Below are 12379 nucleotides of genomic sequence, written 5' to 3'. Positions count from 1 at the left end.
TCGCCTCGGTCACTCCATCGTCAACCGGTAGCCGATGCCGGTTTCGGTCAGGATGTGTTGCGGCCGCTCCGGATCGGCCTCGATCTTCTGGCGAAGCTGGCGCACGTAGATGCGCAAATATTGCACATCCGTCTCGCCGCCCCAGACTTCCCTCATCAGCATGCGATGCGTAAGCACCTTGCCGGCATGGGCGACCAGCATGCGCAGGATGTCGTATTCCTTGGGCGTCAGCTTCACTTCCTCACCGCGCACGCGCACGATGCGTCGTACCAGGTCGATTTCCAGATCGCCGCTGCGGAAAATTGGCTGCTCGCCCTGTTGCTGAAGTCGGTGGCGAAGTGCGGCGCGGATGCGGGCGAACAATTCCGCCGAGCCGAACGGTTTCGTCACGTAATCGTCGGCCCCGAGATCGAGCGCCTCGACTTTGCCTTTCTCGTCGGAGCGGCTCGACAGGACGAGGATCGGCACCGCGTTGCCGCTGCCCCGCAAGACACGGATCACTTCCAACCCATCCATATCGGGAAGCCCGAGATCCAGGATCACCAGATCGGGGAGGGAACGGTCGATTTCTGCAAGCGCGCTGCTTCCATCGGCGGCCTCGTTCACCTCAAAACCCTGCGAGCCCAGGCTGGTGCGCAACAGCCGACGGATCGGCAGCTCGTCGTCGACGATCAGGATCGTGACGGCATTTGCGTTCACGGCGTGGCCTCCGGTCTGCTTGCTTCAGGCACTGGCAGGCTGATGGTGAAGACGGCTCCGCCCCCCTCCGAGAGATTGCCCGCTTCGATCGTTCCGCCCATGGCTTCGACGAAGCCACGGCAAATGGCAAGGCCAAGGCCGGTGCCGGCACGCTGGCTGTCTGATTTGCGTACGCGAAAGAACTTGTCGAAGACGCGTTCCAGTTGCGCTTTCGGGATACCCGGCCCCTCGTCTTGCACCTGAAGACGCACCGCCGTCCCCTCCCTTTTGCCCTTTATCGTGATCGTCGTGCCGGTGGGCGCGTATTTCGTCGCATTGTCCAGGAGATTGAACAACACCTGCTCGAACAATACGGGATCGAGCCTTAGCATGGGAAGTTCAGCCGCAAGAGCGGTCACGACTGGGTGGTCGGCGAGGATTTTTTCCGCCCGGCGCAGCGTGCTGCCGACCACGTCCGCGATGTCCACGAGATCCAGATTGGGCGCAATCGCGCCCGATTCCAGCTTGGTCATGTCGAGCAGGTTGGCGATGAAGCGGTTCAGCCGCTCCGCCTCCTCCTGGATGGTGGATAAAAGCGCCTTGCGATCGTCCGGCGTCAGGTCCGGCAGCGCCGCCAGCCCATCCGCCGCGCCAAGAATGGAGGCAAGCGGCGTCCTCAAATCGTGCGAGATGGAGGTGAGCAGCGCCGCCTGCAACTGGTCGCGTTCGGCGGCGCGCTGCGCCTTGTCGAAATCCTCCGACAGGTTGATGCGCTCGATGGCCAGTGCCGCCTGATCGGACAGCGCATCGAGCAGGCGTTGCTCGTCGGGGGTCAACAGCGGACCTTGCTTGTCGCTGTCGATGCCGATCACCGCGACCGGGCCGCGGCCTGTCCGCATCGGCAGGAACAGGCGCCTGGCTCCCGGCAGCGTGTCGGCGCCGCGCCCCGCCGGCCTGTTGCTTTCCCACGACCATTTCGCCGCCGCCAGATCCGCCTCTTCGGCGACGTCCTCGGGGGGCCAGGCGGTCTTGAGTTCGAGCGATCCGTTCACGGGAAGGAAGAGCACGACCCGAACCTTGAGCATGGAGGAGACCTGCGAGGAAATCGCCCATAGAAGGTCGTCCATCGAGCCTATGCCGGCCAGCTTGCGGCTGAACAGATAAAGGTCCTCGGTGGTCCGGGCGCGCCGGCGCGCCATCATGGCTTGCGCGCGCACGCTGGCCGTCAGGTTGGAGGCGATCACCGCCACCACCAGGAAGAAGAACAGCGCCACCACGTTCTCGGGGTCGGCTATGGTGATGCTGAGATAGGGCGGCAGGAAGAACACGTTGAAGGCAAGTACGCTGAGCAGGCTGGCAAACAGCGCGGCCGGCAGGCCGAAGGCGACGGCGCTGACGAGCACCGCGGTGAGGAAGACGAGCGCGACATTCTGCACGTCGAGAAAGCGGGAGAGCACCTCGCCGCAGCCCAGCGCGATGGCGACCACTCCGGCGCTGACCACATAAGGCCACATGTCGAAAGAAGATGTCACTGGGCGCGTGTCGACAGTCTTGGCCACGGTAGCTGCCTTGTCGCCGCCGGTGACGACATGCACTGCAACGTTGCCCGCGCGCTTCACGATCTCATAGGTGATCGAACCGAAAAGCAGTTCGTGCAGGCGCGAGCGCTGGCTGCGGCCGATGACGATATGGCTGAAATTGTTCTTCACCGCATAGTCTAGGATTTCCCCGGCAAGCTCGCGGCCGGGGATGGTCACCGCCTCGCCGCCCAGCCGCTCCGTCATGCGCAACGCTGCGGCGATGCGGTCGCGCGCGGCCTCGTCGAGCCTGAGCGAGCGCGGCGTTTCGACATAGAGCGCGGTCCATGGCGCGCGCAGCCGTTCCGCCATGCGCCGCGCGTAGCGCACCAGCGCCGCCGCCTTGGGATGCTCGTTGACAACGACGAGGATACGGTCGCCGGCCGACCATGGACCGGAGATCGCGTGCGCCTGCATGTGGGTAAGCAGTTGCTGGTCGACGCGCTGGGCGGTCCGGCGCAACGCCAGTTCTCGCAGCGCCGTCAAATTGCCCTGCGAAAAATAGTGCGACAGCGCACGCTCGGCCGTCTTCGGGAAATAGACCTTGCCTTCCTTCAGCCGCTGGATCAGGTCCGCAGGCGTCAGGTCGATCACCTCGATCTCGTCCGCCTGGTCGAGGAAGGCATCGGGCACGGTTTCGCGCACCCGGATGCGGGTGATCTGCTGGACGACGTCGTTGAGGCTTTCCAGATGCTGGATGTTGACCGCCGTATAGACGTCGATTCCGGCGGCAAGCAGGTCAGCGACGTCCTGATAGCGCTTCGGGTGCCGGCTGCCCGGCGCGTTCGTGTGCGCCAGTTCGTCGACAAGAACCAGGCTTGGCTTGCGCGCCAGGATGGCTTCGAGGTCCATCTCCTCCAGATGCCGGCCGTTATAGGCGACGCGTCTGAGCGCAACGATCTCGAAATCGTGGATCAGCGCCTCGGTCTCGACGCGCCCATGCGTTTCGACGAGGCCGATGACGACATCGACGCTGGCGCGACGTTGGGCTGCGGCGCTCAGAAGCATTTCGTACGTCTTGCCGACACCGGGGGCGGCGCCAAGGAAAACCTTCAGATGGCCGCGCGTCTCCGTCGCCGCTTCCCGAAGCAGCGCCTCGGGGTCGGGACGCTTGGGTTCACCACTATGGTCCGGCATCGGTCGTGTGCTCAAGCCGCCCTTTCAGTCATGCCGTTGGCGGTGCCGGAGCATTGCCGCCGGCCGGCGATTCTGCAAGGGGCAGACCCGTCTCTTAGGAGGTCGCCTCATTGCGGTTTGACCTCATCCAGCGCCAGATTGAGTTCGAGCACGTTCACCCTCGGCTCGCCCAATATGCCGCCTGTCGGTCCCTGGCTGTGGGCCAGCACCAGTGCCTGCACCGCGTCCTGCGAAAGCCCACGCGCTTCGGCGATACGCGGCACCTGAAACAGCGCCGCTTGCGGCGATATCTCCGGATCGAGGCCGCTGCCCGAGGTGGTGACGAGATCGATCGGCACCGGCGTGCCGGGATTTTCTGCCGCCAACGCCTCGGCATCCGCCTTCACGTGAGCAATCAGCTTGGCGCTGGTCGGGCCGAGATTGGAGCCGCCGGAAGCGGAGGCGTCATAGCCATTGCCGGCGGCGGAAGGCCGTGGATGGAAATAGCGATCACTGGTGAAGGCCTGGCCGATCAGGGCCGAGCCGACGACATGGCCGTCGCGCTCGATCAGGCTGCCGTTCGCCTGAGCCGGAAAGACCGTCTGGGCGATGCCGGTGACGGCAAGCGGGTAGGCAATGCCGGTGAGGACGGTGAATGCCACGATCATGAACAGCGCGGGGCGGATCTGGGCGAACATCTCGAATATCCTTTTCAGGCAAGGCCAATGGCTGTGATGAGCATATCGATCGCCTTGATGCCGACGAAGGGAATGACGACACCGCCAAGGCCGTAGATCAAAAGGTTGCGGCGCAGCAGCGCGCCGGCACCGATGGCGCGGTACTTCACGCCTTTCAACGCCAGCGGAATCAGCGCGACGATGACCAGCGCGTTGAAGATGATGGCCGACAGGATGGCGCTTTCCGGCGAGGAGAGCCGCATGATGTTGAGCGCCTGAAGCTGCGGATAGAAGGCGACGAACATGGCCGGAAGAACCGCGAAATATTTCGCCACGTCGTTGGCGATGGAGAAGGTGGTCAGCGAGCCGCGCGTCATCAAAAGCTGCTTGCCTATCTCCACCACCTCGATCAGCTTGGTCGGGTCACTGTCGAGGTCGACCATGTTGCCGGCCTCGCGCGCGGCAACCGTGCCGGTGTTCATCGCCACGCCGACATCGGCCTGGGCAAGGGCGGGCGCATCGTTGGTGCCGTCGCCGCACATCGCCACCAGCTTGCCTTTGGCCTGTTCGGCGCGGATCAGGTCCAGCTTGTCCTCCGGCGTCGCCTGGGCGAGGAAATCGTCGACGCCGGCTTCGGCGGCGATTGCCGCGGCCGTCATCGGATTGTCGCCGGTGATCATGACGGTGCGGATGCCCATCTGGCGCAAGGCCGCGAAGCGCTCGCGGATGCCGCCCTTGACGATGTCCTTCAGGTGTACGACCCCGAGCAGCCTGCCGTCGCGCGCCACAGCCAGCGGCGTGCCGCCGGTCTTTGCTACCCGTTCCGCGATCTGGCGTAATTCGCGCGCGGCTTCCGTCGTGTTGTGGCGTTGGTCGCCAAGCATCGCATCGACCGCGCCCTTGCGGATGCTGGCGCCGTCCATATCGACGCCGCTCATGCGCGTCTGAGCGCTGAAGGGAACGAAACGGGCGTGCAGTTCGCCCATTTCGCGGCCACGGATGCCGTATTTCTCCTTGGCGAGCACCACGATCGAACGGCCTTCCGGCGTCTCGTCGGCCAGCGAGGACAGTTGCGCGGCGTCCGCCAGTTCGTGCTCGTCCACGCCGGCCAGCGGCAGGAACTCCGTCGCCTGCCGGTTGCCGAGCGTAATCGTGCCGGTCTTGTCGAGCAAAAGCGTATCGACGTCGCCCGCTGCCTCGACGGCGCGTCCCGACATGGCCAGCACGTTGAAGCGCACCAGCCGGTCCATGCCGGCGATGCCGATGGCCGAAAGCAGCGCGCCGATGGTGGTCGGGATCAGCGTCACGAACAGCGCCACCAGCGCCACGATGGGGATGGTGCCGCCGGCATAGGTGGCAAAACTCGGAATGGTGGCGACCGCGAACACGAAGATCAGCGTCATGCCGGCGAGCAGGATGTTGAGCGCGATCTCGTTCGGCGTCTTCTGGCGCTGTGCGCCTTCGACCAACGAAATCATGCGGTCGAGGAAGGTGGAACCGGCAGCGGCCGTGATGCGGACCTTGATCTGGTCGGACAGGACCTGGGTGCCGCCGGTGACGGCGGAACGGTCGCCGCCGGATTCGCGGATTACCGGCGCGGATTCGCCGGTAATCGCCGCTTCGTTGACCGAAGCGATGCCCTCGATCACCTCGCCGTCGGAGGGGATGATGTCGCCGATCTCGACCACCACGACATCGCCGACCTTGAGGCTGGTCGCCGGCACCAACTCGTAGGTCGAGCCGTCGTCGGCAAGGCGCTTGGCATCCGTTTCGGTGCGCGTCCTGCGCAGCGCGTCGGCCTGTGCCTTGCCACGCCCCTCGGCCACGGCCTCAGCGAAATTGGCGAACAGCAGCGTGAACCAGAGCCAGAGGATGACCTGGAAGGAGAAGCCCAACCGGTGGCCGCCGAAAACGAGGTCGCGAAGGAAGATCAAGGTGGTGAGGGTGGCGACGATCTCGACCACGAACATCACCGGGTTGCGGATCTGGATGCGCGGGTGAAGCTTGGAGAAGGCCGAGCCGACGGCCGGCCACACGACGGTGGGATCGAAAACGCTGATTTCGGCGGATCTGGCCATGATTGCATTCCTCAGAAGGTCTGGCCGGCAAGCATGGCGAAATGCTCGACGATGGGGCCGACCGCGAGTGCGGGGAAATAGGTGAGGCCGCCGACCACCAGGATCACCCCGACCAGCAGCCCGACGAACAAGCCGCCATGGGTGGGGAACGTGCCCGACGAGGCCGGCACGGTCTTCTTGGCCGCGAGCGAACCGGCGATGGCGAGCACAGGCACGATGACGAGGAAACGGCCCATCAGCATGCCGAACCCGATGGTGAGGTTGTACCAGGGGGTATTGGCCGACAGCCCGGCAAACGCGCTGCCGTTGTTGGCGGCGGCGGAGGTGTAGGCATACAGGATTTCCGAATAGCCGTGCGGCCCGGCGTTGGCGAGCGAGGCAAGTCCGGCGGGCAGCACGACCGCCACGGCGGTGAAGCCGAGGATGGCGAGCGGCAGCGACAGAACGGCGAGCATCGCCATCTTCACTTCCTTCGCTTCGATCTTCTTGCCGAGATATTCGGGCGTGCGCCCCACCATCAGCCCGGCGATGAAGATTGTCAGAATGACGAAGAGAAGGACGCCGTAGAGGCCGGCGCCGACGCCGCCGATGATGACCTCGCCAAGCTGCATGTTGATGAGCGGGATCAGGCCGCCGAGCGGCATGAAGCTGTCCAGCATGGCGTTGACCGCGCCGCAGGACGCCGCCGTGGTGATGACCGAAAACAGGGCGGAAACGGCGATGCCGAAGCGCACCTCCTTGCCTTCCATGTTGCCGCCATCGATGCCGAGCGCGCTAAAGGCGGGATTGCCGCCCGCTTCAGCCCAGTAGGTGACGGCGACGCCGGCGAGGAACAGCACGCCCATCGCCGCGAAGATCGCCCAGCCCTGGCGCTCGTCGCCGACCATACGGCCGAAGACGTTGGTGAGCGCAGCCCCGATGGCGAAGATCGACACCATCTCGACCAGGTTGGTCAGCGCCGTCGGGTTCTCGAAGGGATGCGCCGAATTGGCGTTGAAGAAGCCGCCGCCATTGGTGCCGAGCATCTTGATCGCAAGTTGCGAGGCGGTCGGGCCGACGGCGATGGTCTGCTTTGCGCCTTCCAGCGTGGTGGCGTCGATGGAGGCGCTGAGCGTCTGGACGACACCCTGGCTGACATAGAACAGCGCGCACAGGATCGAGAGCGGCAGCAGGATATAGAGGGTCGAGCGCGTCAGGTCGGTCCAGAAATTGCCGACGGTTTTTGCCGAGGCGCGCGAAAAGCCGCGGATCAGCGCCATGGCGATGGCCATGCCGGTGGCGGCCGAGACGAAGTTCTGCACCGTCAGCCCGGCCATCTGGACGAGATAGCTCATGGTGCTTTCGCCGCCATAGCCCTGCCAGTTGGTGTTGGTGACGAAGCTGACGGCTGTATTGAAGGCGGAATCCGGCGAGACAGCGCCCATCTGCATCGGGTTGAGCGGCAGCACGCCCTGCAGGCGCTGTAGGCCGAATAAGGCGACGAAGCCGGCCGCGTTGAAGACGAGCATCGCGATCGTATAGGTCAGCCAATGCTGTTCCTGCCGCTCGTCGATGCCGGCGCCGGCATAAAGCAGCCGCTGTACAGGGTGCAGGACGGGCGAGAGGAAGGTACGCTCCCCCGCCATGACCCGCGTCATGTACCAGCCAAGCGGTTTTATCAGCGCAATGACGATCGCGCAGAACAGCGCGATCTGAAGCCAGCCATTCACGGTCATGGTTCAGAACCTTTCAGGCCGCAGCAGCGCGTAGACGAGGTAAAAAAGAATGAGCGCGATCGCGAGACCGCCCATCGCATAGTCGAGGGTCATGGCCGTCTCCTCAAAGCCGTTCGCTGGCGATGCCGTAGAAGATCAGAAGGGCAAAGCAACCGAGGCCGATCGCCAGCATGAGAATGTCGAACATTGTGCCGTCTCCATCGGCACGGCGCGCGCGCCCCGTGGAAGGTGGACAACGCAGGCCGTGCTCAGGCCCGTAGATTTCGGCTTGTCGCCATAGGCTTTCGAGAGCGGTTATCGCTCTCGATTATAGTTTTCTCATATATGCGGTGGACAGTTGCTCGCCGGGGAAGAAAGACGCGAGACGGGCTGGGTGAGCCGGACCTGTTCTAATTCTCCTCGAAGTCTCCGAACAAATCCTGCAGCCGGGTCAGCATTTCGACGCGGTGATGCACCTTGTCGCCCAGCACGACGATGATGTTGGACAACAGGAGATCGAGGACCGCCAGGATCGTCGCCGAGCCATCCCAGAGCGGGCCGTGCGGGCCGGGGATGATCAACGCGATATCCGAAGCTTCCTTGGCCCACGGGCAGAATTCGTCGGTCAGCAGCACGACTTTCACGCCCGACTTTCGAGCTTCCAGCGCCAAGGGCAGCGCCTTCGAGGCGAAGCGCCGGGCTTCGATCAGGAACAGCACGCGGCCGTCCACGGCTCCATCCAGCACTTCGGAATAGGTGCCGTTCAGCCCATCGACAAACAACACATGCGGGCGCGCATAGGAAAGCTGGGCGGCCATATATTCGCCAGTGCCGCGGATATTCTGGTAGGCGGCGACATAGACCTCGCGCGCATCGATGAGCGTTTCCACGCTGGCCTGCCATTCCGGCCCGGTCGTCATTTCGTAGACCTGACGCAGATTGTCGATCTGCTCGTTGATGAGTTTTGCGAGCAGCTTGCCTTCGCGGATGTCGGCGCGAAGGCGGTCGACCTTGCCCTTGACCTGCCAGGCGGGATTCGAGCGCGCGTGCCGCAACTCCTGCTTGAGCGGTTCAAGCCCGTCATAGCCGACCCGACGCAGGAACCTGCCTACCGTCATCGGACTGACCCCGACCTTGGCGGCGATGGAGCGGGCCGTTTCGAACGGAAGCTCGGCGATATGCCTTTCCAGATACTGGGCGAGCAGCTTGTCGGACTTCGACCGACGCAACTCCTCGCTACCCAGCCGCTCTAGGATTATTTTCGACATAAGCCTCCGGTCGGGCAACGCCGCCTCGACCCTTTCGAAGCGGCGTGAATGATGCGCCCTGTTATTGGGCCGTCTTGATCTTTGTCCACAGGCGATCGTACTGGCGGATATCTTTTCCCAGATCTTCGAATATCTGCAAGCGCTTCATGGTCTCGGCCGGCGGGTTGATTTCCTCGCTGTTCTTGATGTTGTCGGGCGTGAGCGCGCGTGCCTTCAGGTTCGTGGTGCCGTTCGTCTGCTGCGCCATGTTGAGGGCGGGGATTTCCGGCTGCGTGTAGAACTGCATGAATTTGATGGCGTTGGCCTTGTTCGGCGCCGTTTTCAGCACGCAGATATCTTCCTGGTACATGGTCGCGCCTTCCTCGGGGATGACATAGCCAAGATCCTTCGGATGGGCGAAGACGTCGTCCATGGCGCCGATGAAATAATGCGCGGCGGCGACATCGCCCGATATCACCATCGGCCGGGAATCGTAGGTGAACGCGGCGACATAGGGCTTCATCGCGATCACCGTGTCGGCGGCCTGCTGCAGTTCTGCCGGATCTTTCGAATTGACGCTGTGCCCGTTGATGATGAGTCCTGCCCCCATGACCTCGCGCATATCGTCCAGCAGGGTGAACCTCAGGCCTTTGGCCTTTACCGTCTCGATCAGATCGCGCCAGCCGGTGATGTCCTTTCCGAGAACGGTCCGGTTATACATGATGCCCACCGTGCCCCACGCGTAAGGCAGGCAGTATTCGCCCTTCGGATCGCTCTCGGCGCGCAGGGACGCCGGATCGATACTCTTGAAGCCTTCGTATTGATTGATGTCGGTTTTCTCGAGCAGGTCGAGCTTGGCCATGATGTCCTGCATATGCACGGACGGAAAGACGATGTCGTAGCCGGTCGCCCCGCCCTGGATCTTGGCGAGCATCTCTTCGTTGGACGAATAGGTTGAAAGATTGACCTTGATCTTCGTGTCGGCCTCGAACCGCTTCAGTACTTCCGGATTGATGTATTCGCCCCAGTTGTAGATGTTCAACTCCTCGGCTGCGATGGCCGCTCCCGAGAACATAAGTATCGCGCCGGCACAGACGGTGCCGCGCAGAACCCGCCGCACCAACGATCGAATGTGGTCCATGATTTATCCTCCTCCCGAGGGCCGGGCACGACCGTGCGCAGCCCGTGAATTTCCCGTTTCGAAGTGTCGGCCTTCTTCGGCCGTTGACTTCGATCGGAAAAAGATATCAAAATCTCAACTCAAAGCAACAGTTACTTAGATAACAATAATTGCGGGAACTCGAGGGATGCAGGATTCAATCGTCGAGCTGATCGGCGCGAGGAAGCGCTTTGCTTCTCCCGAGGGAGGCGAGATAAAAGCGATCGACACGATCGACCTGAGCGTTCGCCGCAATGAGTTCCTGACGCTTCTCGGCCCTTCCGGCTGCGGCAAGACCACACTCCTGCAATCGATCGGAGGGTTCGTGCGCCTTGATGGCGGAACCATCCTGATCGACGGCGAAGACATGACGAATGTTCCGCCGCATCGGCGGCCGGTCAACACGGTGTTCCAGAACTACGCGCTTTTCCCGCACATGACCGTCGGGCAAAATGTCGGCTACGCGCTGGAAGTGGCCGGCGTTGCGGCAAGGGAACGACGGGAAAGGACCGGCTCCGCACTCGCCATGGTAGGCCTGGACGGGCTGGAGAAACGGTATCCACGCCAGCTTTCGGGCGGGCAGCAACAGCGCGTCGCGCTCGCCCGCGCCATCGTTGGACGGCCGAAGCTGCTGCTTCTCGACGAGCCCTTGTCGGCGCTCGACCGCGGCTTGCGCCATTCCATGCAGATCGAACTGAAGACGCTGCAGAACGAACTCGGCATCTCCTTCGTCTTCGTCACGCACGACCAGGAAGAGGCGCTCACCATGTCGGACCGCATCGCGGTGCTTAAGCGTGGCCGCATCCAGCAGCTCGCATCTCCGCGCGATATCTACGACAGGCCGCAAAATGCCTTCGTGGCCGGCTTCGTCGGCGCCAACAACATGTTCGAGGGACGCGTCGAAAAGGGCCGCATGGTGCTCGACGACGGCGACTTCCTGTCACTGCCCGGCTCGACCACCGGACAGGACGGCAAGGCTATCGCCATCATCAGGCCCGAGCAGTTTTCGCTGGCGCAGGAAAATGACAGCCGCCCGCGCATCGACGTCACCATCGACCAGATCATCTTCGTCGGCGCGTCGTTCGAGATCTACACGCGAACCGAAAGCGGCCGGGCGCTGACCGTATCCGTTCCCGCCGCCATGCGTGACGCGATCGCCAAGGCCGATGCCGCACGCCGTGCGCAACTCACCTACGAACCCGCTCATGTCCACCTCATGAGCCGGGATGAGGGAGAGCCCGGCGAATGAGCAACCGCACGCGCGAGCGCTTTCAACTGGGGCTGCTGCTTGGCCCGGCCTCGCTTTTCCTGGGGGTCTTCTTTCTCATCCCGCTCGGCATCATGGTGGTGACCAGCTTCCTCGCGCCCGGTCTTTACGGCGGTGTGGAGTGGACATTCTACCCCGATAATTTCGGCCGCATATTGGGCTTCGCCAACCCGGTCTTCGAGGAATTCGATCCGATCTATCTGGAGATATTCTTTCGCTCGGTCAAAATCGCGGCGTTGACCGTCGTGGTGACGTTGCTCGTCTGCTACCCGGCGGCGTTCTGCATCAGCATGCTGTCGGGCCGATGGAAAAGCTTCTGCCTGTTCCTGATCGCGCTGCCGTTCTTCACCAGCCTGATCGTCCGTCTCTTCGTGTGGCTGCTGATCCTGCGCCAGACGGGGCTGGTCAACGGCGTCCTGACCTCGCTCGGCATCATCGACCGGCCACTTGATCTCATCTACACGCCCGGCGCGATCATCCTCGGCATGGTCTACATCTTCGTGCCGTTCATGTTCATGCCGGTCTATGCCAGCGTCGAGAAGCTGGACTGGTCGCTGGTGCGGGCCTCGCAGGACCTCGGCGCGGGTCCGGTGCGCACCTTCCTGCGCATCATCCTGCCGCTGACCGCGCCCGGGATCATCGGCGGCTCGATCATCGTGTTCATCCCCGCGCTCGGCAACTTCGTCGTTCCGGCCATCCTCGGCGGTGCCAAGGTGATGATGCTGGGCAATCTGATCGAGCAGCAATTCCTGTCGGCGCGTAACTGGCCGTTCGGGTCGGCGCTGGCCATGATGGTCATGAGCGTCATGCTGGTGGTGATGATGGGCTATGTTTTCATCGCCGGACGCCGCGGCAACGCCGCTGCCGAACGCTGAGAGGAACCCGC

10 protein-coding genes are annotated in these 12379 nt (G+C 63.3%); 2 read left to right on the top strand and 8 right to left on the bottom strand.

Going from position 1 to position 12379, the window contains the following annotated elements; genetic code table 11:
- Positions 1-9: 9 nt before the first annotated feature.
- The 8 genes from ACX3P0_RS21785 to ACX3P0_RS21750 form a co-directional block, all read right to left on the bottom strand.
- A complete protein-coding gene (locus tag ACX3P0_RS21785) occupies positions 10-699 on the bottom strand; it encodes a response regulator (RefSeq protein ID WP_459091846.1) in 690 nt (229 codons plus the stop codon).
- Entirely contained in the window at positions 696-3392 is a 2697-nt protein-coding gene (locus ACX3P0_RS21780) for an ATP-binding protein (protein WP_459091844.1), read from the bottom strand. The genes ACX3P0_RS21785 and ACX3P0_RS21780 overlap by 4 nt, the downstream gene beginning before the upstream one ends.
- A 107-nt stretch (positions 3393-3499) precedes the next feature.
- The gene (kdpC, locus tag ACX3P0_RS21775; protein ID WP_459091842.1) at positions 3500-4069 is read right to left on the bottom strand and encodes a potassium-transporting ATPase subunit KdpC; all 570 of its coding nucleotides are present in this window, start codon (positions 4067-4069) and stop codon (positions 3500-3502) included.
- 14 nt (positions 4070-4083) lie between these two features.
- Entirely contained in the window at positions 4084-6126 is a 2043-nt protein-coding gene (gene kdpB / locus ACX3P0_RS21770; RefSeq protein ID WP_459091840.1) for a potassium-transporting ATPase subunit KdpB, read from the bottom strand.
- A gap of 11 nt (positions 6127-6137) precedes the next feature.
- Positions 6138-7841 carry a potassium-transporting ATPase subunit KdpA gene (kdpA, locus tag ACX3P0_RS21765; protein WP_459091838.1) on the bottom strand — a complete coding sequence of 568 codons (1704 nt, stop codon included), beginning with the start codon at positions 7839-7841 and terminating at the stop codon, positions 6138-6140.
- Positions 7842-7844: 3 nt separating this feature from the next.
- Entirely contained in the window at positions 7845-7934 is a 90-nt protein-coding gene (kdpF, locus tag ACX3P0_RS21760; RefSeq protein WP_459091836.1) for a K(+)-transporting ATPase subunit F, read from the bottom strand.
- Positions 7935-8230: 296 nt separating this feature from the next.
- Positions 8231-9088 (bottom strand): MurR/RpiR family transcriptional regulator, encoded by an 858-nt coding sequence (locus tag ACX3P0_RS21755; protein WP_459091834.1) that lies wholly within the window; start codon positions 9086-9088, stop codon positions 8231-8233.
- A 61-nt stretch (positions 9089-9149) separates the two neighbouring features.
- Positions 9150-10208: a polyamine ABC transporter substrate-binding protein gene (locus tag ACX3P0_RS21750; RefSeq protein WP_459091832.1), complete on the bottom strand. Its 1059-nt coding sequence runs from the start codon at positions 10206-10208 to the stop codon at positions 9150-9152.
- A gap of 166 nt (positions 10209-10374) precedes the next feature.
- On the opposite strand from ACX3P0_RS21750, the gene ACX3P0_RS21745 reads away from it, so the two are divergent.
- Together ACX3P0_RS21745 and ACX3P0_RS21740 are read left to right on the top strand one after the other, a co-directional pair.
- On the top strand, positions 10375-11475 hold the full coding sequence (locus ACX3P0_RS21745; protein WP_459091830.1) for an ABC transporter ATP-binding protein: 1101 nt from the start codon (positions 10375-10377) through the stop codon (positions 11473-11475).
- Positions 11472-12368 (top strand): ABC transporter permease, encoded by an 897-nt coding sequence (locus ACX3P0_RS21740; RefSeq protein ID WP_459091828.1) that lies wholly within the window; start codon positions 11472-11474, stop codon positions 12366-12368. Before ACX3P0_RS21745 ends, ACX3P0_RS21740 begins: the two co-directional genes overlap by 4 nt.
- Positions 12369-12379: the final 11 nt, after the last annotated feature.

This window comes from Mesorhizobium sp. A556, assembly GCF_054489545.1.
The sequence above is the reverse complement of the archived record's forward strand: the minus strand, read 5'-3'. Positions and strand labels throughout refer to the sequence as shown.

Coding starts and splice junctions, on each gene's coding strand:
- ACX3P0_RS21780 (WP_459091844.1), bottom strand. CDS start 3,392: ATGCCGGACCATAGTGGTGAACCCAAGCGTCCCGACCCCGAGGCGCTG.
- kdpC (WP_459091842.1), bottom strand. CDS start 4,069: ATGTTCGCCCAGATCCGCCCCGCGCTGTTCATGATCGTGGCATTCACC.
- kdpB (WP_459091840.1), bottom strand. CDS start 6,126: ATGGCCAGATCCGCCGAAATCAGCGTTTTCGATCCCACCGTCGTGTGG.
- kdpA (WP_459091838.1), bottom strand. CDS start 7,841: ATGACCGTGAATGGCTGGCTTCAGATCGCGCTGTTCTGCGCGATCGTC.
- kdpF (WP_459091836.1), bottom strand. CDS start 7,934: ATGACCCTCGACTATGCGATGGGCGGTCTCGCGATCGCGCTCATTCTT.
- ACX3P0_RS21755 (WP_459091834.1), bottom strand. CDS start 9,088: ATGTCGAAAATAATCCTAGAGCGGCTGGGTAGCGAGGAGTTGCGTCGG.
- ACX3P0_RS21750 (WP_459091832.1), bottom strand. CDS start 10,208: ATGGACCACATTCGATCGTTGGTGCGGCGGGTTCTGCGCGGCACCGTC.
- ACX3P0_RS21745 (WP_459091830.1), top strand. CDS start 10,375: ATGCAGGATTCAATCGTCGAGCTGATCGGCGCGAGGAAGCGCTTTGCT.
- ACX3P0_RS21740 (WP_459091828.1), top strand. CDS start 11,472: ATGAGCAACCGCACGCGCGAGCGCTTTCAACTGGGGCTGCTGCTTGGC.